This window comes from Peptostreptococcus sp. D1 (genome assembly GCF_900112955.1).
Lineage (GTDB): Bacteria > Bacillota > Clostridia > Peptostreptococcales > Peptostreptococcaceae > Peptostreptococcus.
The window spans coordinates 410095-431201 of record NZ_FONP01000001.1; the positions used below are offsets into that span (position 1 = coordinate 410095).

Consider the following 21107-nt stretch of genomic DNA (forward strand, 5'->3'; position numbering starts at 1 on the left):
TATGTGTTTAACCTCTTTTTCTCTATGACTAATCTTATAAGCCAACTCTTTCATAGGATGTATAATATGTTTTAATTTAAATATATACTACGCTTCAACTAATCTATAACTACTTCTAACAAAACAATCAATGAACTATTAACACGAATATCAAGTGAGCAACAATACCAGCACACAAACCACCTACTGTATGTGATAGAATTGCCTTTCCAGCAAGCTCTCTTGACTTAAGTGCATCCATCATTCCTATATGTGTACTCAAGTATCCAGACCAGCACATACCCATCGCAGTAAATACCGCAATGTCATTTGCAGAAGCATGCCCAGTTTTTAGTAACTCTGGAACCAACGATATTGCAGCCCCAACAGCTCCAAGTGAAGTTATTGGGAAAGCAATCGCCTCTGCTGACTGGAATCCGAATAACGGTTCAATTATAAATTTGATTTTATCTCCAAGATACGGAAGCAATTTTACACCTTCATAAGCTGCACCAGTGTACTCGCCTCCTTTTCCTGGTCCGAATGTTAGCATCATAACAAATGTACATACAATAAGTACTCCAGGTATAATGGCCATTCCCATCTCTACCCCATTTTTACCACCTTCTAACAAAGCATCCAAAACTCTCTGGAATAAATTTCCAGTCCTAATGTATCTAAATTCGTTCTGATTTTCGCTATTTGAACTAGTTTCTGAATTTAAATTTTCATCTGCATCCAATTTATCGTATGCCGAATCTCCATAATATTTCTTGGTTTGCCTAAGCATAAGTCTAACACTTATTACAGAGCCTATTATCGCAGCCAAATTACCTATCAATGCTGGAGCAATATATTCAGGCCCTTGAGAAATCATAAATGTCGTGACAATCAATCCCATGCCAAACGAAGTTCCCAAGTTACACAATGCAGGAATCTGATATCTTTTGAAGTATTGTGTAAACATCTTATCACTCGCAAATGGTATAATAGCAGGATTATCTGAAAGATATGTAGCAACTGCACCTGTTATACTTGCACCTGGAAGACCCCATATTGGCTTCATCAAAGGAGCAAAGATCTTATTAATAAGCGAAATAACTCCAAATTCCGACAGTAGCGCACTTATAGCACCTGCTAGAACAGCCATAGACATAATCAAGAATACAGTTTGCAACAACAGATCATGCGCTGTGGCAATCATAGTCTTGAACATTGGCCCCACACCCATGACCGAACCCAAGGTTCCAAATCCAGCGATAAATATGGCCAAAAATACAAAAGTTTCAAGACTTATAGCTTTTACCCTTTTCTTGTTTTCCATAAAGTTCACCTCTTCTATTCATTTTTTATTTGTTATCCTTAATCTTTTTATCAAGACCAAACAATAACCTTAATATTATTATAACATAAATTTTGAAAAGGTTAGCATACTTTTTTTATTAAGGTGATTATTATTGTTATTTTTTACACGTATTTACATGTTGAAAATATATAAAATACAACGTGTTCAGCAGTTTTTCTAAAAATTATTTTTTTACTAATTTTTTTCATTTTCAACAGTGAAATTTGTGTGTTATATAGAAAATATACTACATAGGTTCAATGTTAAGGCTATATTATTTTATTATCTATTTGTCTATTTTTCATAAAAGGCTTCCATAAGATTATAATATTCAACATAGTCCTTTATCATGCCTAGCTCCCTGATTGAATGCATTGACAATATTGGCATACCAATATCTACAACAGGCAGCATTACCTTTGCTGAAACAATTGAGCCTATCGTCGCGCCGCTTCTCATATCAGAACGATTTACAAAAATTTGATATTTAATATTTTTGTCATTGCAAATCGATTTAATTACAGCTGCAGAAAATGAATCCGTTGCATATGCCTTGCCTGCATGAGTCTTAATTGCCGGTCCACCGCCGAATATCAGCTTATGATTTGAATCAGATTTTTCCGGTTTATTTGGATGCACTGCATGAGAAAGATCCGCCGATATCATAAATGAAGAATGTAGGCATCTTAGGAATTCTTCTCTCCCATTTCCCAATGCAAGAATAATTCTCTCCATCACATTCGCCAATATATTAGAATCTGCCCCCTCACCCGACATACTTCCGACTTCCTCGTGATTAAACGCAACTGCCATTTTTATAGAATATGACTTTTTTAAGTTTTCATGGTTTTTTTCGTTATTTTTTCTCCTATTTTCATCAAGCTCTTTATCATATAAGGAAGAAAATCTTAATTTGTTTTGAGAATATTTTATCAGTGATTTGATGCTTGGATAGACACTAGCAAGATTATCCAATCTCGAGCAAGACAGAAATTCTCCCTTTGATCCAATTATTTTACCCTCCTCATATTCATATAAAAATAGTTCAAAATCCACTATTTCGTCAATCGCTACAGTATCATCGTATTTTAGTCTTATATCCTCCGAAATAATCTCTCTTATATAATCCTCACTGTCTATTCTTTTTCCTGTTTCTAAAACGAGTGGCATAACATCATTTTGCTTATTATATTCCAGCCCTGTATTCACATTTGGATTCATGTGTATTGCCAGATTTGGTATAATACACAGTGGTTTTTTTATGTTTATTATGTATTCCTTCGGTTCAAAATAATTTTGTGTGTTTTTTACGAAAGCTCGCCCTGCAATCGCCAGTGGTCTATCAAACCAAGAGCTAATAATCATTCCACCATAAGACTCCACACTCAGTTTTATTCCACTATCTATCTTTATCTCAGATTTTGGTTTTATTTTAAAGCACGGTGAGTCACTATGACTTCCAATTATTCTAAAGCTTGTGTTTCCAATGGACTCTTCCACTACAAATGAAATGATAGACGACGAGCTTACCTCTAAATAATATCTACCTCCATTTTCTAGCTTCCATTCATCAAATAGGTCTAGCTTATCAAACCCAGCCTCTAATAAATCTTTTTTTAAATTATCCACCACATTATATGGAGTAGGACTGTTGTTGATAAACTCAACTAGCTGCTCAGCCAAAGCTATTTCTTCTTGATTAATCAATATATTTTCTCGATTTACAAAAAAATCCTCTCTATTCATCAGTATTTCTTCACCTCAATTGTATTATATTCCAAATTTATTTTCTTTATTCCTTTGCTGTTAAAGGCTATCGTTACGTCAGCACCTAATTTAGACACCACTATACCATCACCAAACTTTGGATGTCTGACAAGAGAGCCTTTCTTTAATCTTGGTATTTTGCTTGAGTCATATGAATCATAGCCTGCACCTTCACCACAAGCGACATTCATCGCATCATCTTTTTCCTTTTTTATCTTTGCTCCGATTGATTTTGCACTTTCAAGATTCATCGAATTTTTATATTTGTCAGCGTATTTTGCAATTAGACTATAATTCGCACCTTCAAATTCTACTGGTTTTACTGGAGAATCTAATATCTCAACAGTTTCATCCGGCAATTCTCCCAAAAATCTTGATTTCTTATTTACGTTAGGCTTACCATACAAAACTCGGCTCGCGGTATGTGTCAAATATAATACCTTCATTGCTCTTGTAATTCCAACATAGCAAAGCCTTCTTTCTTCTTCAATTTCTGCATCCGACATACTATGAATAGCTCTTGCAATAGGAAAAATATTCTCTTCCATTCCAACAATAAACACAACTGGAAATTCCAATCCCTTTGAAGAATGCATCGTCATAAGAGATACCTTGTCTAGGCTATCATTATCCTCCTCATCAATATCACTAGACAATGATATTCCGGATAAAAACTCTTCAAGATTTTTTTCTTCTCCAGAATTGAGTACTCCAGATTCATATTCAATTGCAATAGAAATAAACTCCATCAAATTATCTATTCTATCTTGTGCTTCCTCTGCCTTACCATTTTGCATGTTTTCATTCTTTTTTATTTGAAATTCAAGCTCACTTTTATACCCAGTTACATCTAAAACTCTTTCAATCAATTCACTCGGTTTATATACCTCATTCAAGGCTCTCAAAAGTCCTACCATATCCAAAAATTCGTTTATTCCCTTTTTCGCTTTCGTGGAAATATCAGAATTATTGTCTACATCTAGCAACACAGAATATAGACTTTCCTTCATCATGCTTGCTCTATCCTCAAGCTTTTCAATTGTTTTTAGTCCTATTCCTCTTCTAGGTATATTAATAATTCGCTTTACTGAAATGTCATCCTGTGGATTCACTATCACTCTTAGAAAAGCCAGCAAATCCTTGATTTCCTTTCTCTCGTAGAATTTTATTCCACCATAGATATTGTATGGAATTTGAAATTTGTTTAAAGCATCTTCAACTGCTCTAGCCTGTGCATTTGCTCTGTACAAAACAGCATATTCGCTAAAGGATCTACCCGTTTTTATAGAGTTTTCATATATTTCATTAGCTACAAAATTCGCTTCCTCGACCTCATTTTTAAGAAGCTTAACCTGAACTCTCTCGCCTCCTTTTTTTTCACTCCAAAGACGCTTTTTCTTCCTCTCGATATTATTAGCTATTAGATAATTTGCAGTATCTAATATTATCTGAGTAGATCTGTAATTTTGCTCAAGCTTTACCACGAAAACATCATCGTAATCTCTTTCAAATTCAAGTATATTTCTAATATCAGCACCTCTCCAGCCATAAATACTTTGGTCGTCATCACCAACAACGCAAATATTTTGATGTCCCATGGCCAGCATTTTTATTAGTTCATACTGTGCTCTTGATGTATCCTGATATTCATCAACCATTATATATTTGAATTTATTCCTGTAAAATTCCAAAACATCCTCAGAGCTTTTCAGCAATTCAACTGTTTTTACAATCAAATCATCAAAGTCAAGTGCACTACTTCTCTTTAATCGTTCTTGATAAACTGCATAGACCTCAGCTACTTTTTTTAACCAAAAATCAGATCCAGCTTGTCTAGCAAACTCTTTCGGATCCATCAGCTTATCTTTTGCAGAGGATATTTTTGAAATTATCAGCTTATGATCGAATTTTTTGTCGTTAATATCTAGCTCTTTCATACATTCTTTGATCAATGTCGCTTGATCTGAGGAATCATAAATGACGAAGCTTCTATTATATCCGATTTTGTTTATATCCTTTCTCAAAATCCTAACGCAACAAGAATGAAACGTCGAGATCCACATATCTCTAGAATTATCGCCTATTATTTTGTCGACTCTTTCTCTCATTTCATTTGCAGCTTTATTTGTGAATGTAATAGCCAAAATATTTCCCGGATTAACATTTTTATCCTCCACCAGGTATGAAATTCTAGTAGTTAAAACCTTTGTTTTTCCAGAGCCTGCACCAGCTAGTATTAGAACTGGTCCCTCAGTTCTTTCAACAGCCTGTCTCTGTGCAATATTTAAATCGTCTAAATTCATTTATTTTCCCTCCTACTAGCAAAATACTCCTCTAGCTGATATTTTATGGCTTTTACCAGCTTCGGATTTTTACCTTGACACGATACGCCAATCAACACCTTCTCATCATCAATCTCACAGTCGAAAATACCCATGTTAATAAACGATGAATTCTCATGATTGTCAACAGAATTTACCAATATTTTTTTTGAATGGCAATGCTCGCTAATCGCCATATTTAAAGCCCTGTCATCAGTCGCAGCATAAACCATATCATATCCGTCCAAATCCGATAGTTCAAAGCCTTTCTCCAATAACTTGACATCAGTGTTATCTTTCAAAAACTCTTCTTTTAAAAAGCTCTCGTCAAAAGATTTTGCGACTATTGTTATGTTATTTGCATACATTGCAACATTATTGTACTTTCTGTAAGCAATTTTCCCCCCACCAACAATCAATATTTTCATTCTTTCTATATCAATCATCATCGGAAAAAACATCTTTATCACCTACCATTTATCAATATACTTCGCCATATCTTTTGCAAAATATGTAATAATAATGTCGGCACCTGCTCTTTTTATCGACATGACAGCTTCATAAATTGCATCCTCATTTAACAAGCCTTTTTTTACTGCAAGCTTCAGCATGGAATATTCACCACTAACATTATACGCAGCGACAGGAACATTAAATCTGTCCTTTACTCCTTTTATTACATCAAGATAAGACAGGGCTGGCTTTACCATAATAATATCTGCTCCCTCTTCAATATCATATTCACATTCAAGAATAGCTTCTCTATAGTTTGAGGGATCCATTTGATATGATTTTCTATCTCCAAATGATGGTGCTGACTCCGCTGCATCTCTAAATGGACCATAGAAATTTGAAGCAAACTTTGCACTATATGCCATGATTCCCGTATTAACAAACCCATTTTCATCTAGTACCTTTCTGATGTACCCTATTCTTCCATCCATCATATCAGAAGGTGCAACCATATCTGCTCCAGCCTTTGCATGACTCAAGGCGATTTTTGCCAGAAACGCCAATGTCTTATCGTTGTTCACATACCCGTCATTATCAAGTATTCCACAATGCCCATGATCTGTATACTCACACATACATACATCCGTAATCACGTTTATATCCTTGTTTATCCTCTTAATCTCTCTAACAGCCTGTTGCACAATACCACCATCATCAAAGCCTGAGCTACCACACCAGTCCTTTGATTTTGTCACTCCAAACAACAATACGCTTTCTATTCCAAGCTCGATAATTTCTTTTATCTCATCTTCTAGCTTATCTATTGAAAAATGAAAAATACCTGGCATACTTGGTATTTCATTCTTTATATTCTCTCCTTCAATTACGAAAATTGGATAGATGAAATCTCTCATTGATAATCTAGTTTCTCTGACCATAGATCTCAAACCATCTGTTTTTCTTAATCGTCTTTGCCTTTTCATGCTTATATCTCCTAGTACCATTTTATTTTTTAACTATCATTCCACTTTTCTATCGTTTTATTGCTTTGCTGTTCTGCCACTATACTTTTTATTTTTAGATTGCTAACATTTTATTATCCTATTTTCATAATTTTACTTTCTTATAGTTTTACTATTTTATTATACAATTATTACAATAATTCAATTATTTTTTCAACCATGGACTCCATGCTCACTTCCTTCGATTGAAATACATTATTATTTATCTTTGACTTTATAGTTTTTGTTGTAATGTCACCTATCGAAATAATCTTACATTTCTCAAGCAGTGATATATTTTCAGCCCCCATCAATTCGACTATGTTTTCAAATGTCGAGGAACTTGTAAATGTTATGAAATCAACAGACGAATTGCTCAATATATCAACAACTCTCTCTCTTTCTGAATAATTGACCCTATTTGAGTATACTTCGATTCTATCTACAGCAAATCCATTATTTCCAAGATATTCCTGCAAGGCTGTGCCAGCTATTTCTGAACAAGGAAAAAGTACCTTACCGACAGAGTGTTTTGATATTTCTACTGCCAAGCTAACAGCATCAAACCTTTCACTTGTAATATCCGGCAATACGCCTTTAGCTTCTAATTCACTCGTAGTCGCTGCTCCAATGCTACAAAGCTTTACATTTGCCAGCTTTCTCAAATCAAAGCTATAGAATTTCAAAATATCAAAAAAATACTTTACCGAATTGTGGCTTGTGAATGCCAGATAATCGTAATCATTTATACCATCTATTTTCTCTTTTATCATTACCTTGGAGGACTCTATAGATTTTATATCAATTGTCGGTATTTCGATTACTTTGGCACCTTTTTCTTCTAATTTTTTTCTCAGCTCACTATTTTTAGCTCTGGATCTTGTTATAGCTATATTTTTTCCAAAAAGAGGCTTTTTCTCAAAAAAATTAAGTTTATCAGCCAGCTTTACAACAGCTCCAACAACAAAAATTGTTGGAGCTTTTATTTTTTCACGCTCAACGCACTCCCTTGCATCCTTCAAGGTCGACAGCGTTGTCTTCTGATTATGCCTTGTCGCCCATGATACAAAAGCCACCGGAGTATTTGGTTCCTTTCCATTTTCAATCAATTGCTTGACAATGTGTCCAATATTTCCTATTCCCATCAGAAAAATCAATGTTCCCTTTTCTTTCGACAAAGAGCTCCAATTTATCTCATTTTGATCATCCTTCTTTGAATGACCAGTAACAATATGGAAGGATGAAGAGTAGTCTCTATGTGTCACCGGTATGCCAGCATAACAGAGACCACCTATAGCAGATGTGACTCCTGGCACAACTTCAAATTCAATACCTTCATCATAAAGAGCTTCTGCCTCTTCACCGCCTCTTCCGAAAACATATGGATCTCCACCCTTCAATCTAACTACTGCTTTACCATCGTTAAATTTATCTATCAATATTCTATTTATCTGATCCTGTGGTACAATATGATTGCTGGATTCCTTGCCAACATATATCACCTCACAGTTATCTTTTTTCAAATTTAAAAAATCAGGATTTACAAGTCTATCATAAACCAAAACATCTGCCTTTTTTATGCACTCTACCGCCTTCAAAGTAATTAATCCATAATCTCCAGGTCCAGCACCTACAATATATACTTTATTACTCATACTAAAGCTCATCCTCCAAGCTCAATTTATCAAGTAGCATTTCCGCCAATTTGCATCCCAATTCCTCGGCATTTTCCAAATCTCCACAAATTTCATCTATAACTATGCTCTTGCCCTTAGAGTCTCCAAAAATACCTCTCAAGCTAAGTGTTTTACCATCTATAGTTGCTATTGCACCCACCGGAGAATGACATCCACCATTAATCGTCTTCATAAAGCTTCTCTCAGCCTTGACCTTTATCGATTCAGGTTTATCTGATATGCTATCAAAAAGTTTTATTAGATCCTTTCTTTCCTTCCTTATTTCAATTGCAAGTGCACCTTGAGCTGGAGATGGTATCATTTCCTCATATGAAAAGTAATATACATTTAAATTATCCTTTCCCAATCGCTTTATACCGGAAGCTGCCAGAATTATTCCATCCAAATCTTCTTTAATCATCTTATCTATTCTAGTTTCTATATTTCCTCTTATTCCTATAGCTTCAATTGACTTATTCATCCTAAGCATCTGTGATTTTCTTCTTATACTACCAATTCCAATCCTCAGACCTTTTGTGTTTATAATCCAATCCTTTAACTCTTGATTTACAAGATTGTATTTTGGATTTATTATTAGAGCATCTCTTGGATCACTTCTATCTGGAGTATCAACAAGCATCAATTTTTCATCTATTTCAGAAGGCATATCCTTATAGCTGTGAACAGCGAAATCAATATTTCCTTCAATTAATTGTTTTTCAATTTCACTCACAAAAATCCCCTTATCGCCAATCTTATTAAGCGCTGTACTTTTATCCTTATCCCCCTTTGTAATTATTATTTTTTTCTCTATGCTCAAATCTGAATATTTTTCAGACAGCTTTCCAATTACTATTTCAGTCTGTGCAATAGCTAAAGTACTCCCTCTAGTACCGACAATTAGCTTCATTTAATACCTCCCAAAAAAATTCTTACCTTAATATTTTAACACTAGTTTATACACTGTTCAATATACATAAATTAATAAAAGATTCATAACTGTAGTGTTACAATTGATGTGATACAAAAAATGAAAAAAGAGAATAACTATATTGGCATAACAATAATATTACAGTCTTGTAATAATCTTTCTCTATGTCTTTGATTTGCCATTGAATTATGTAATAATAGAATGGGAGGTATTTATGAACATTATTTGCAAAATAGGATACTATACAAAAAATTTAATACCTGTTGCCCTTTTAATATCCATAATTGTATTTATCTTTAGCTTTAGACAGATATACTACCTTGATATTGATAATTTAAACATTCCACAAAAATCTGGGCTGTCAAGAGAAATAATAAAAGAAAGCTATGATTATTTAATAGACTATAGTATTTCTTTTGAAGATACTAAATTTGAAATACCGAGGCTACCATCATCTGAAAATGGAATAATTCATTTTGTTGAGGTTAGAAATATTATACAAATGCTTATTAGGATTAAGATTGCAATTTGGTTGATTTCCTTATTCGGAGTAATTTATTGCTGGAAAAATAAATACCACAAAATATTTCTGAGTATTTTTAGACAATTAATTCTTATTCCAGTGACTTTAAGCATACCTTTTGTAGTAAATTTTTCAGGTAGCTTTGTAGCCTTTCACAAAATATTGTTTAGAAATGATTACTGGATATTTGATGAGAGGATTGATCCCGTAATAAAAATATTGCCGGAGAAATTTTTTTTTCATGAAGCTATCTTTATGCTATCAATAATCCTAGGCGTTTCATTTACAGCTATCGCCATATATAAATACATTGATTTCAAAAAACTAAGGCCTTCAAAGCATTAGAATTGGGTGCGAAAATTTTAATAGCAAAAGATAAAGAGAAGCCTCTATTTCTTATAGATAGCTTCTCTTTATCGATAAAATTAAAAATATTTTTATTTATATTATTGTATTAATATTTATAATTTAGTTTTTATTACATAATATTTATACAACAGAATTTTTATGTCATCAATCAGATATTTCTCTACCTATTTTTTCGCCCCTTTCTATCATAATTTTCCTTGTTTTTTCATCTATATTAATAATTTGTGTTCCACTATCAATTATAGTCTGAATCCTTTCTTTTAAAAGAGAATCTGTTTTATGTCTTGCCCATACAACAGACTCATGTATCGAAGCCTCAATAATTTTCCTACATTCTGTTGAAAGATTATCCATCAGTTCCTTTGATGCTACACAGGTAACAGGGTGTAAAAGATGATTTGTCATTATCAAATAATCCTGCTGCTCATAAAATCTCGGTGTAATAATCGCCTCCAATGGATTTTCCTGTGCATCTATCGTTCCTTGCTGCAGTCCAATATATACCTCCGAATATGACATTGGTGTTGGATTTGCTCCCAGGCTTTTCCAAAATTTAATATGGTTATTATTTTCCATTGTCCTTATTTTAACACCTTTAAAATCCTCAAAGCTACTTATTTTTTTATTTGATGTCATCTCTCTAAACCCTTGATCTGCAATTCCCAAAAGCTCCAAGCTTTTTTCTCTATAAAACGGCTTCAATTTATCGAGAATTTTCTCATCAATCTCTCTTCTAGCACCATCCAAGCTCTCAAATTTCATCGGTATATCAAATATTGCAGTTTCTGTAATTAGTGAAAACTGAGGGGCTGTCGTCTGGAACACGAAGCTTATATTTCCAGATTGACAGGCTTCCAATAATTCACTATCACCACCTATTTTAGAATTACTATATGTGTCTATCACAATTTTTCCATTTGATTTTTCCTTCACTCGCCTTGCGAAATCATTCATAAACATTGCTGTAACAGTACTTTCTCCTGAATCACAGCCAGCATACAGCTCCAATACGTCTTCATTTTTTATATATTCACGCCTTCTGTCATGAACATTATTTTCACTTAATTTGATAGCTCCAATAACAAAGAGTACCAGTGATATCAATATAATGATATTATAATTTTTTCTAATCATCCATACCTCCACAACTCTATATAGCTATCATGCTCAAGGTTGGAACAAATGTTATCGCCAGCAAAGCAACTAAAAAAGAAATTATAAACGGCGCTGACCTACTGACTATATCAGACATTTTTACACCTGAAATTGTACTAGCCACAAAAAGATTTACCCCAAGCGGTGGTGTTACAAAACCAATTGCAAGATTCACAACCATAATTATACCAAATTGAATAGGATCAACTCCAAATCTCGAGACTATTGGTAGTAAAATTGGTGTTAATACCAAAATTGCTGGCGTAGTATCCATTATCATTCCAACCATCAATAGCAAAAAATTCACCAAAAGTAGCAATGCAATCTTGCTTGATACTACTGCCGTTATCTGAGCAGAAATAATATCTGGAGCCTTTAAAAATATAAGAACTCTTGAAAAAGCAATAGCCGCAGCTATAATAAATAGTATTGTAGAGTAAGTTCTTACTGTCTCGACCATTATCTCCCACAAATCTTTTATTCCAATCGACTTATACACAATCAATGACAATATAATCGAATAAAATACTGAAATCACAGCTGCTTCTGTAGGTGATGCAATTCCTGTGTAAATTGAGCCTAACACTATTATCGGACAAAGTAAAGACAAGATACTATCGAAAAATATTCTTTTTAAACCTAGCTCTGTCAATTCTTTTTTATATTTCAAAATAAGCTCCTTATCCTCTCCATTCTTCTTGCAGTATATCCACGAATAAACCATCAGAAAAAAGCCTATAAGCAATCCTGGAATTATTCCTGCTATAAAGAGCTTTGAAATGGATACACCAGAGGCTTGTCCATAGAAAATAAACGGAATTGATGGAGGTATAATTACTCCAATTCCACCAGCCACTGCTACAAGTGCAGTAGAAAAATCCTTTTTATATCCAGCCTTTGCCAATATTGGAATGGTCATCGTTCCAACTGCAGCGGTTGTTGCTGGTCCGGATCCAGATATGGCACCATAAAACATACAAGTAATAATTACTGCAATCGGAAGTCCTGCAGTCCTAGCTACTACAAAATATGAGAAAAGGTCAAAAATCTTTTCTGATATTTTCCCTTTTGCCATAATATTTCCAGAAAAAATAAACATAGGAACCGCCAATATCGGAAAACTATTTACCCCACTGATCATCGCTCTAATCAGATACTGTGGATCTGCTGGAAATAGAGGGTTAATAAAATTTGGAACCATACTTGTGATACATAATACAACTCCGATTGGTATTCCAATTATTAAAAAAATAACGAATAAAATCGACACAATTTGCAAATTCATAATCAACGTCCTTTTCTAAATTAAAAGCTATCTGCTTTTGAATCAACATTATTTGCAGATTCAATAATCTTTTCCAGCACTCTACATACCGACAAAAAAGAACCGACAACAACAGATAGATATACCAACCAAATTGGTACCCCCAAAGCCGGACTAGTTTGCCCAGATACAAAGCTTTCCCTTACAACCATAATTGAAAAATATAACATGAATATAAAGAATAAAATCAATATTATTCTATCAATAAATAATATTGATTTTTGTAATCTCTTTGGTAAAAATTCGATAAATTTCAACACCTTTAATGATAAGCCTAGCTTTATACAGTAGGGTACACCAATAAAAGCTGACCAAATGAACAAATACCTAACCAGTTCTTCAGACCAGCTCAAAGAATTACCTACAATATATCTTGATACAATCTGCATACCAAGAACAATTGTCATCATTCCAAGAAAAAACACCAAAAGCAATTCTTCAAGCTTATCAGGCAATATCTTTTTCATAACCATACCTCATCAATCAAATTAACCTATTCAACACATTTTTATATGTGAAAATAGCTATCCTCAAATAGATAAAGCTACATAATTATCAACTAAGAGGCTAGCTATTTTCAAATGTATATTAAAGACTGTCGTGAATAATATCCATTGCTGTAGACAGATTTTCAACGTCTATCTGTCCTGGAGCAGACGCCTTTCCTACTGTTCCAAACGTTATAGAGGAACCAAAAACTTCTCCACAGATTCTACTGATAGATCCCATACCCTTCATTGACATTGTAACGATCGGTCTATCTGCCTTGTCAGAAGCCATTTCTTCCGTTGCCATAAGAAGCGTTAATACATCTCTTTTTGAATTTGGCATTACTGCAATCTTTGGAATATCAACATCTAACTCCTGCATTTTTTCCAGCCTGGAAATGATATCATTTTTTCCCGGAGTCCTATCAAAATCGTGATTTGAGCCAACTACGAAAACACCATTTTCATGAGCCACCTTGACTATCATCCTTACCTCAGCATCTCCTGTAAAGACTTCAACATCAACAAGATCAACCACTTTAGATGAAGCTACCTTGCAATTAAGACTCACATAATCATCTGCTGCAATTTCTTTTTCCCCACCTTCTTTTGAAGTTCTAAATGTGAAAAGAATTGGAGTCTCTCCTAATACTTCTTTAAGCTTCTTCGCAGTTTCAATTGTCCTCTCAATATCAAAAATATTTTCGTACCAGTCTACTCTCCATTCAACCAAATCAGCACCAGTACCAGCTATATTCTTCGCTGAGTCAATTATTTCATCGAATGTTTTGCCCACAATCGGTACACAAATCTTTGGCCTTCCAGATCCTATTTCTATATTTCTAACCTTTACTGTTTTCATTTTTTACCTCTCTATAACTACATTTTAACAGAGTTTTCCAATTTTGAGTATCTTAAATTTACCAAAAGTGCCAATAATACACCAATTACTGTAATTACAATATTCAGTAGCATTACAGACTGTGGTCCACTAGCTTCACCAATTTTACCAGCCAATGTCAAAATAGTGTAATTTGATAAACTCGATGCTATCATTATTATACTTGTTATTGTACCCTTTATATTTGGGAACAAATTGTTTACTGTGGCAGTAGCCAACTGAAGAACGCCACCAGAAGCAGCATAACCTATAACAAATGAACCTATAATACAAATAACTGGAGTCTTAACTAGCAATACTATTATCAGCATACACAAAGAAATCAATGGGTATACAAATAGGAATCTAACTTCTTTGATTTTGTTTACCAATACAGATGTCAATCCTATTGCAACCAACGTACCCACAGAATACCATATCTGCATTTGACCAACATTTTGCATTCCTGCAACTTCAGTACCGAATTTCTGTGCACAGTTTAACCAAAGCTGGAAGGTTGCAGTACAAGTAAATCCTATAGCAACAAGCGCTAAGCTTTCCTTTGTGAATTTTGTATTCTTTATATTTTCAATCAATGATGCCTTTGCAGTAGCAACAGAATTATTACTATTTGGTAGTTTAATTCTTGTAACCAATACTCCTATTACAAGCAACGCAATTGAACATCCATACATCAATGAAGAATATGGAATCTTGTTAAGTGTTAAATACCCGATTGTTATCGGCAACAGCAGCTGTGATATGGAAATAAATAATTTTGTCAGCATTGTTGCTAGCCCAGATTTTGGCTCGAATATTTCCACACAAGCCGGTATAACACCTGTATCCAAGAATGAGTTCGCCACACCACCCAATATTGCAGCTGCATAAGCAACCTTAATATTTGGAGAAAGTGCCAACCCAAGGAAGAAAATAATGTATGACGAAATACCTATCAAGGTAGATGCTCTCCTTCCTAGCTTATCTGATAAAGGTCCTGAAAATGGAAGTGTAATCAAACGACCCAAGCCCAAAGCCGCAGCTATTATTGTTACCGCATCATCAGTTGTTCCCCACTGTGCTGCAAGCGACATTTTTACAACTTGCTGCCCTAATATAGAAACACCTATACCATGAATAAAGAAATTCAAATATAGTATAAAAGCACTTGAGTACAATTTTTTTCTTTTGCTGTCGAAATCGTGTTTTCCATGATTATTCTCCTACTCTAAAATTAATATTTAATATCTAAGGCTTCCTTCATATATTCTATTGGCATCGGTTGACCTGTCCATAGCTCAAATGCAGCTGATCCCTGAAATAGCATCATACCTAATCCATTCATAGTCTTACATCCAACTTCTTTTGCCATTCTCAAAAATTCCGTTTCTCTTGGATAGTATACAACATCTGTTACTATTAGATCCTTTCTAAAGAAGGATTTATCGGGTACGTATGTCTGACCTTCTAGTGGCTTCATTCCCATTCCTGTTGCGTTTGCAAATAGATAAGATCCTTCAACCTCTTCCTTCAGCTTATCTAGATCCTGTAAATCAAATAATTGAGCCTTACATTTTGTATTATTATTTATTTTTTCAACAGTCTTTACAGCATTATCCCAGAACTCGTCTTTTCTATTAAATATAGAAATTTCGGCTACTCCGTCCAAGGCTGCCTGAATTTCGATAGCTGTTGCAGCACCACCGGCACCAACTATTGTCATCTTCTTACCTATAACATCAATATCATTATCCTTTAATGCTTGCATATAACCAATTCCATCTGTAATATGTCCTGTAAGCTTTCCATTATCGTTTACAATAGTATTTACTGCTCCACATAGCTCTGCAGCAGGAGAAACTGCGTCAAGATATTTGTGAACCACTGTTTTATTAGGCATTGACACATTTGAGCCTCTCATTTTTAACGTTCTAATTGCTTTTACGGCATCCTCCAAAGTGTCGTTATCAACCTCAAATGCCAAATATGCGTAATCCAAGCCTAATTTTGCAAATGCCTCATTTTGCATTGCTGGTGAGCTTGAATGTCTGATTGGATATGCTATCAATCCTACTAATTCTGTGTAACCTGTAATTCTTTCTGCCATTTTGGTAACCTCCGATGTTTTTGAATAATTTCTTTTAATAAATTTTTGCTAATTACTTTAGCTTTTTGTTTTTACTTTTTTTAGCTTTTTGCTTTTACTTTTTTTCATAATACGTTTTCATAGAAACTAAACAACCATTGCATGCAACAGACGCATAATAATCGCACCTATTTTTATTAATTAATTATTAAACAACCTCTATGCCCATTATAAATAAACTTAAACAATAAATCCAATACATATTCTTTTCTTTTTTGATAGTAAAAAACTATCAATTAACTTGATATATACTTTTTTTGTAGTATAATTAATATAAATAAAAACGACATTATCAAATTAGTAAATATTTGCCATATGGACAATGTATTTTGTGTTTTTAAGCTATTAAATCGGAGGAAAAATATGACTTTAAATCAATTGATATATTTTCAGACTATCGCCAGATTAGAGCACTTTAGAAAAGCTGCTGAGGAGCTAAATATTTCTCAGCCAAGCTTAAGTCACTCTATGTCATCACTAGAAGACGAGCTTGGATTAAAGCTTTTTAAAAGAAACGGTAGAAATATAACGTTAACTAAGTATGGAAAAGTCTTTTTAGAAAAAATAGATAAGATACTATTTGAACTTGATTTGGCACAGAAACATATGAAGCAGCTGTCAGGAACCCATGGTCACATCGATATAGCATATGTATATCCATTATCATATAGCTACATTCCAAAGCTGGTAAGAGAATTTCTTTCAATAGAGGATAACAAAAACACTACCTTTAGCTTTCATCAACAGATTACAGCCGACATAATAAAGGGTCTTATGATCGAAAGATTTGATGTAGGATTCTGCGCATTTGCCGACAACAACGATGAAATAGAATTTGTTCCATTAATAAAGCAAGAAATGGTAGTTATTACATCTAGAAATCATGAATTATCAAAGCAAGATACGGTTAAGCTAAAAGATATAGAAAAATATCAAGTAATCGGTTATGACAGATCATCCGGTCTTGGAAAGCTTACAAAAAATATATTTTTGGATAATGGTCTTCATCCTGAAATAGTACACGAATGCCCAGACGAAAACTCCATTGCATCTCTGATGGCCGAAGACTTTGGTATCGCCTTAGTTGCCAATATTGATTCACTAAAGAATCACAGTATAAATATATTAAAAATTGATGACTATAACATTGACCATACGGTGTACTTTGCCTATAAAAAAGATAACTACCAATTAAAGGCGATTAAAAAATTTATAGAATTTACCACTAAACATGGCAAGCTTTATTGAGGTAAGCTTTGTCGAGCATAGTCTTTGTTGAACATAGCCTTTGTTAAGCATTGCATTTGTTAAGCATTGCATTTGTTAAGCATAGTCTTTATTGAGCATAACCTTTGTTGAGCGACTATAATTTTATCAACTCCACATAATTAATAGTTTTTTTCTATCAATTGTCAGTATTTTTGGTATTGGTATTTTTTAATTCTTTAGAATATAATTCAGATTATAGATAAATTATTAAACAATATTAATCTAGATTATAAATGATAACCAAGCTTCTATTGTATATGCATTTTAAGTCAGTAAAAATAACCTCTAATATTTTACTATGATAGGAGAAAGCTATGAATACAAAATACAGAAATATTTTTGAGCCATTGACTGTCAGAAGAATGACTATGAAAAATAGAATAATGATGACTCCAATGGGTACAAACTACGGCGAACAGAATGGTGAGATGAGTTACCAGCATATTCAGTATTATGAACAAAGAGCAAAGGGCGGTGTCGGTCTAATAATGGTTGAAAATGCGAGTGTTTCCTCACCAGAAGGCTCAAATGGTACCACTCAATTGAGAATAGACCATGATAGCTATTTGCCTAGACTTTTTAAATTGACTGAAACAGTGCACAAGCATGGAGCTTGCATAGGTATACAGATAAATCATGCAGGTGCTTCTGCGATGTCTACTAGAACAAATTTACAGCCGGTTTCATCATCTAATATTCCATCAAAGGACGGTGGTGAAATTCCAAGACCTTTGGAAATTGAAGAAATATACGAAATTGTAAAGAAATATGGACAGGCGGCAAAAAGAGCACAAATAGCTGGCTTTGATGCAGTTGAAGTCCATGCAGGACATTCTTACCTAATCTGTCAGTTCCTATCTCCAATCTATAACAAGAGAAAGGATGAGTTTGGTGGATCTCCAGAAAACAGAGCAAGATTTGCTAGATTGGTATTAGAAGAAGTTAGAAAGCAGGTCGGACCTTTCTTCCCAATATTTGTAAGAATAAGTGCTGAAGAGTTTATGGAAAATGGAAATACCCTAGAAGATATGTTGGAATTGCTAGAATATTTCCAAGCAGAAGCAGATGTTATTGACGTATCTGCTGGTTTAAATGGTTCTATACAATATCAAATTGATGCCAACTATCTACCAGATGGCTGGAGATCATATATGGCTACTGCCGTTAAGAACAAATTTAACAAGCCTTGTGTAACAACTGGAAATATAAGAGATCCAAAGGTTGCAAATGAAATACTTGAACGTGGAGATGCCGATATCATTGGTATGGGACGTGGTCTTATTGCCGATCCTGAATGGGTAAACAAAGTAGAGTTTGGCGATATCGATCAAATCAGAAAATGTATATCCTGTAACATTGGCTGTGCCGGAAATAGAATTGGCGTAAATAGACCTATTAGATGTACTATTAATCCAGCTGTAATTGATGGAGAAGGCTATAGAAAATATACAAGGATCAACAAGCCCTGCAATGTTGTAGTTGTAGGTGGTGGTACTGCTGGCTTGGAAGCAGCCTGTACAGCCTCAGAGGTTGGATGCACTACTTTTTTGATTGAAAAAGAAAAGCATCTTGGCGGATTGGCATCGAAAATTTCTCAAATTCCTGACAAAAAGAGACTTGGAGATTTTCCAAGCTATCTGATAAACAGAGCCAAGAAAATCAATAACCTATTTATTTTCACTGAAGCAGAAGCAAGTGTTGAATTTATTAAAAATCTAAAGCCTAATATTATTGTAAACGCTACTGGCTCTTCACCATTACTTCCTCCTATCAAAGGATTAATGGACAATATAGATAAACCAAACGGTAAGGTTTCTTCGATATTGAATATGATAAAAAACATAAACGAATATCCAGAGGATCTTCGTGGCAAAAAAGTAGTAGTCATTGGTGGAGGAGCTGTTGGTCTTGATGTTATGGAATTCTTTGCTCCAAAAGGTGCTGATGTTAAAATAGTTGAGATGATGCCAGCTATTGGTGCTGGAATAGACCCTGTTTCAAGGGTTGATTTACAAACATTGATGAAAAAGCATAATGTTGTTCAAATGCCAAATACTGCTCTAAAAGAAGTAAAGGATGATAGATTCATCGTTGAAACTGTTAACGGAATAGAATATTTAGAATTCGACTATGGCTTCGTATGTCTTGGAATGAAGGCTGAGCATCCAGCTTTGGCTGATATCAAGAATGCATTTGAAGATGACAATACAATTGAAATAATAAATATTGGAGATTCTATGAGAGCCAGAAGAATAATCGATGGAACTGAAGAAGGTAGAAATATTATAAATACACTTCTAAAGAGAAACTATATATAATGCTCCTTGTCAAATAATGTTGACAAAGTTAATAGAAAACTACCCACTTATTTATTTTTAAGCGGGTAGTTTTTTATAAAAAAATTAATACCTTTTATCATATCAATCCATTTAGCTTCATAAATATAAAAATAATTATTCCACCTGACACAACAGACAAGCCTATGTTTTTAAATTTATAAGAAATTACACTCACTATCAGTAATGGAATAATTTTAAAGTTCTCAAGCGATAAAAATAACATTCCATCCTTGTAAAAAATATCTTTTACAATTATTGCCACAAATACACCTAAAGGAATATACTTTATAAATCGTTCAAATTCCTCAGAAGTACCTCTCCCGCCAATTAGTACAAACGGAATATATCTCATTGCAAACAAACCTATAAATGATATCAAAATTATTCCGAGCTTCAATACGGAGCTACTCATCATTATCACACATCCTTCCACTGTTTGACTTATACTTTTTGTCAAGGAAATACCCTATAGTCGTCACTATCAAAGCAATTATTACCAAATCTAATCCACCCTGATAAATACTCAATACCACAAAAGAAATTACAATGGATATTAGAAGCATAATCACATCAGCCTTATCCTTTATTCTTAAAGCTGTAAGAACGATAAACATACTAGACATCATAAATAACCCCAAATCAATAGGTATATTTACCATTTGACCAAATATACAGCCAAGAATATTTCCGATTAGTCCGTAAATACAAGCAAAAATATTGACATATAATGCTAAATCACTATCCCAATCAGAATTGCCCTCAAACATCATTTTGTTTATAGCGAAGGTCTCGTCAGTTACATATTGTGCAAAAACGATTTTTCTCCATCCCTTTAAAGCCTTGACATCATTAGCCAATGAGGAGCTATACATTATATTCCTCAAGCTCGTCACTATAATTGTAATAGCAACATAGAGAGATATTTGTGGATATATACCAGCTGCCAGCATATTAGCCGATATAAAGACCGCACTTCCGGAAAATACCAACACCGATAATAAGAAAACATCTAATACGTTAAATCCACTCTTTTGAATTAATGCACCTCCGATAAATCCAAGTGAAATATATCCAAATGCTATCGGAAAAGAAGTCCAAAAAGCTCTTTTAAATTTATTCATAAACCATCCACTTTCCAAAT

18 protein-coding genes are annotated in these 21107 nt (G+C 33.9%); 3 read left to right on the forward strand and 15 right to left on the reverse strand.

What is annotated here, in order from left to right; all coding sequences use genetic code 11:
- Positions 1–127: 127 nt before the first annotated feature.
- The 7 genes from BM120_RS01880 to hemC form a co-directional block, all read right to left on the reverse strand.
- Positions 128–1303 carry a CD0519/CD1768 family membrane protein gene (locus tag BM120_RS01880; protein WP_091992785.1) on the reverse strand — a complete coding sequence of 392 codons (1176 nt, stop codon included), beginning with the start codon at positions 1301–1303 and terminating at the stop codon, positions 128–130.
- Positions 1304–1618: 315 nt separating this feature from the next.
- On the reverse strand, positions 1619–3070 hold the full coding sequence (locus tag BM120_RS01885; RefSeq protein WP_091992786.1) for a M18 family aminopeptidase: 1452 nt from the start codon (positions 3068–3070) through the stop codon (positions 1619–1621).
- Positions 3070–5394, reverse strand: coding sequence for an ATP-dependent helicase (locus BM120_RS01890; RefSeq protein ID WP_091992787.1), 2325 nt, complete (start codon positions 5392–5394; stop codon positions 3070–3072). The genes BM120_RS01885 and BM120_RS01890 overlap by 1 nt, the downstream gene beginning before the upstream one ends.
- Positions 5391–5873 carry a precorrin-2 dehydrogenase/sirohydrochlorin ferrochelatase family protein gene (locus BM120_RS01895; RefSeq protein ID WP_091992788.1) on the reverse strand — a complete coding sequence of 161 codons (483 nt, stop codon included), beginning with the start codon at positions 5871–5873 and terminating at the stop codon, positions 5391–5393. The genes BM120_RS01890 and BM120_RS01895 overlap by 4 nt, the downstream gene beginning before the upstream one ends.
- Positions 5874–5882: 9 nt before the next feature.
- Positions 5883–6848: a porphobilinogen synthase gene (hemB, locus tag BM120_RS01900; RefSeq protein WP_091992789.1), complete on the reverse strand. Its 966-nt coding sequence runs from the start codon at positions 6846–6848 to the stop codon at positions 5883–5885.
- Positions 6849–7018: 170 nt separating this feature from the next.
- Entirely contained in the window at positions 7019–8521 is a 1503-nt protein-coding gene (gene cobA, locus BM120_RS01905) for a uroporphyrinogen-III C-methyltransferase (protein ID WP_091992790.1), read from the reverse strand.
- A gap of 1 nt (position 8522) precedes the next feature.
- Positions 8523–9452 carry a hydroxymethylbilane synthase gene (gene hemC, locus BM120_RS01910; RefSeq protein ID WP_091992791.1) on the reverse strand — a complete coding sequence of 310 codons (930 nt, stop codon included), beginning with the start codon at positions 9450–9452 and terminating at the stop codon, positions 8523–8525.
- 235 nt (positions 9453–9687) lie between these two features.
- Here hemC and BM120_RS01915 point away from each other — a divergent pair, with 235 nt between their 5' ends.
- The gene (locus BM120_RS01915; protein ID WP_091992792.1) at positions 9688–10341 is read left to right on the forward strand and encodes a TIGR01906 family membrane protein; all 654 of its coding nucleotides are present in this window, start codon (positions 9688–9690) and stop codon (positions 10339–10341) included.
- A 168-nt stretch (positions 10342–10509) separates the two neighbouring features.
- Here BM120_RS01915 and BM120_RS01920 read toward each other — a convergent pair whose 3' ends face one another.
- The 6 genes from BM120_RS01920 to BM120_RS01945 form a co-directional block, all read right to left on the reverse strand.
- Entirely contained in the window at positions 10510–11499 is a 990-nt protein-coding gene (locus tag BM120_RS01920) for a TRAP transporter substrate-binding protein (protein WP_091992793.1), read from the reverse strand.
- Between the two features lie 16 nt (positions 11500–11515).
- Positions 11516–12805, reverse strand: coding sequence for a TRAP transporter large permease (locus BM120_RS01925; RefSeq protein ID WP_091992794.1), 1290 nt, complete (start codon positions 12803–12805; stop codon positions 11516–11518).
- 20 nt (positions 12806–12825) lie between these two features.
- Positions 12826–13311, reverse strand: a complete 486-nt coding sequence (locus BM120_RS01930; protein WP_091992795.1) for a TRAP transporter small permease — start codon at positions 13309–13311, stop codon at positions 12826–12828.
- Between the two features lie 121 nt (positions 13312–13432).
- Positions 13433–14194 carry a type I 3-dehydroquinate dehydratase gene (gene aroD / locus BM120_RS01935; RefSeq protein WP_091992796.1) on the reverse strand — a complete coding sequence of 254 codons (762 nt, stop codon included), beginning with the start codon at positions 14192–14194 and terminating at the stop codon, positions 13433–13435.
- Between the two features lie 17 nt (positions 14195–14211).
- On the reverse strand, positions 14212–15363 hold the full coding sequence (locus BM120_RS01940; protein ID WP_091993018.1) for an MFS transporter: 1152 nt from the start codon (positions 15361–15363) through the stop codon (positions 14212–14214).
- An 83-nt stretch (positions 15364–15446) separates the two neighbouring features.
- The gene (locus BM120_RS01945; RefSeq protein WP_091992797.1) at positions 15447–16319 is read right to left on the reverse strand and encodes a shikimate dehydrogenase; all 873 of its coding nucleotides are present in this window, start codon (positions 16317–16319) and stop codon (positions 15447–15449) included.
- A 402-nt stretch (positions 16320–16721) separates the two neighbouring features.
- Between BM120_RS01945 and BM120_RS01950 the strand changes: the two genes are divergently transcribed.
- Both BM120_RS01950 and BM120_RS01955 read left to right on the forward strand, forming a co-directional pair.
- Positions 16722–17606: a LysR family transcriptional regulator gene (locus BM120_RS01950; RefSeq protein ID WP_091992798.1), complete on the forward strand. Its 885-nt coding sequence runs from the start codon at positions 16722–16724 to the stop codon at positions 17604–17606.
- Between the two features lie 335 nt (positions 17607–17941).
- Positions 17942–19945 carry an oxidoreductase gene (locus tag BM120_RS01955; protein ID WP_091992799.1) on the forward strand — a complete coding sequence of 668 codons (2004 nt, stop codon included), beginning with the start codon at positions 17942–17944 and terminating at the stop codon, positions 19943–19945.
- Positions 19946–20042: 97 nt separating this feature from the next.
- Here the strand turns inward: BM120_RS01955 and BM120_RS01960 are convergent, their stop codons facing one another.
- Positions 20043–20381: an AzlD domain-containing protein gene (locus BM120_RS01960; RefSeq protein WP_242941526.1), complete on the reverse strand. Its 339-nt coding sequence runs from the start codon at positions 20379–20381 to the stop codon at positions 20043–20045.
- Positions 20371–21087, reverse strand: a complete 717-nt coding sequence (locus tag BM120_RS01965; RefSeq protein ID WP_091992800.1) for an AzlC family ABC transporter permease — start codon at positions 21085–21087, stop codon at positions 20371–20373. The genes BM120_RS01960 and BM120_RS01965 overlap by 11 nt, the downstream gene beginning before the upstream one ends.
- Positions 21088–21107: the final 20 nt, after the last annotated feature.

Bases quoted from the DNA above. Each gene is read 5' to 3' on its own strand.
- BM120_RS01925 (WP_091992794.1), bottom strand. From the start codon at position 12,805: ATGAATTTGCAAATTGTGTCGATTTTATTCGTTATTTTTTTAATAATT.
- BM120_RS01945 (WP_091992797.1), bottom strand. From the start codon at position 16,319: ATGGCAGAAAGAATTACAGGTTACACAGAATTAGTAGGATTGATAGCA.
- aroD (WP_091992796.1), bottom strand. From the start codon at position 14,194: ATGAAAACAGTAAAGGTTAGAAATATAGAAATAGGATCTGGAAGGCCA.
- BM120_RS01895 (WP_091992788.1), bottom strand. From the start codon at position 5,873: ATGTTTTTTCCGATGATGATTGATATAGAAAGAATGAAAATATTGATT.
- BM120_RS01915 (WP_091992792.1), top strand. From the start codon at position 9,688: ATGAACATTATTTGCAAAATAGGATACTATACAAAAAATTTAATACCT.
- BM120_RS01950 (WP_091992798.1), top strand. From the start codon at position 16,722: ATGACTTTAAATCAATTGATATATTTTCAGACTATCGCCAGATTAGAG.
- BM120_RS01920 (WP_091992793.1), bottom strand. From the start codon at position 11,499: ATGATTAGAAAAAATTATAATATCATTATATTGATATCACTGGTACTC.
- BM120_RS01930 (WP_091992795.1), bottom strand. From the start codon at position 13,311: ATGAAAAAGATATTGCCTGATAAGCTTGAAGAATTGCTTTTGGTGTTT.
- BM120_RS01885 (WP_091992786.1), bottom strand. From the start codon at position 3,070: ATGAATAGAGAGGATTTTTTTGTAAATCGAGAAAATATATTGATTAAT.
- BM120_RS01880 (WP_091992785.1), bottom strand. From the start codon at position 1,303: ATGGAAAACAAGAAAAGGGTAAAAGCTATAAGTCTTGAAACTTTTGTA.
- BM120_RS01960 (WP_242941526.1), bottom strand. From the start codon at position 20,381: ATGATGAGTAGCTCCGTATTGAAGCTCGGAATAATTTTGATATCATTT.
- hemB (WP_091992789.1), bottom strand. From the start codon at position 6,848: ATGAAAAGGCAAAGACGATTAAGAAAAACAGATGGTTTGAGATCTATG.
- cobA (WP_091992790.1), bottom strand. From the start codon at position 8,521: ATGAGTAATAAAGTATATATTGTAGGTGCTGGACCTGGAGATTATGGA.
- hemC (WP_091992791.1), bottom strand. From the start codon at position 9,452: ATGAAGCTAATTGTCGGTACTAGAGGGAGTACTTTAGCTATTGCACAG.
- BM120_RS01965 (WP_091992800.1), bottom strand. From the start codon at position 21,087: ATGAATAAATTTAAAAGAGCTTTTTGGACTTCTTTTCCGATAGCATTT.
- BM120_RS01890 (WP_091992787.1), bottom strand. From the start codon at position 5,394: ATGAATTTAGACGATTTAAATATTGCACAGAGACAGGCTGTTGAAAGA.
- BM120_RS01955 (WP_091992799.1), top strand. From the start codon at position 17,942: ATGAATACAAAATACAGAAATATTTTTGAGCCATTGACTGTCAGAAGA.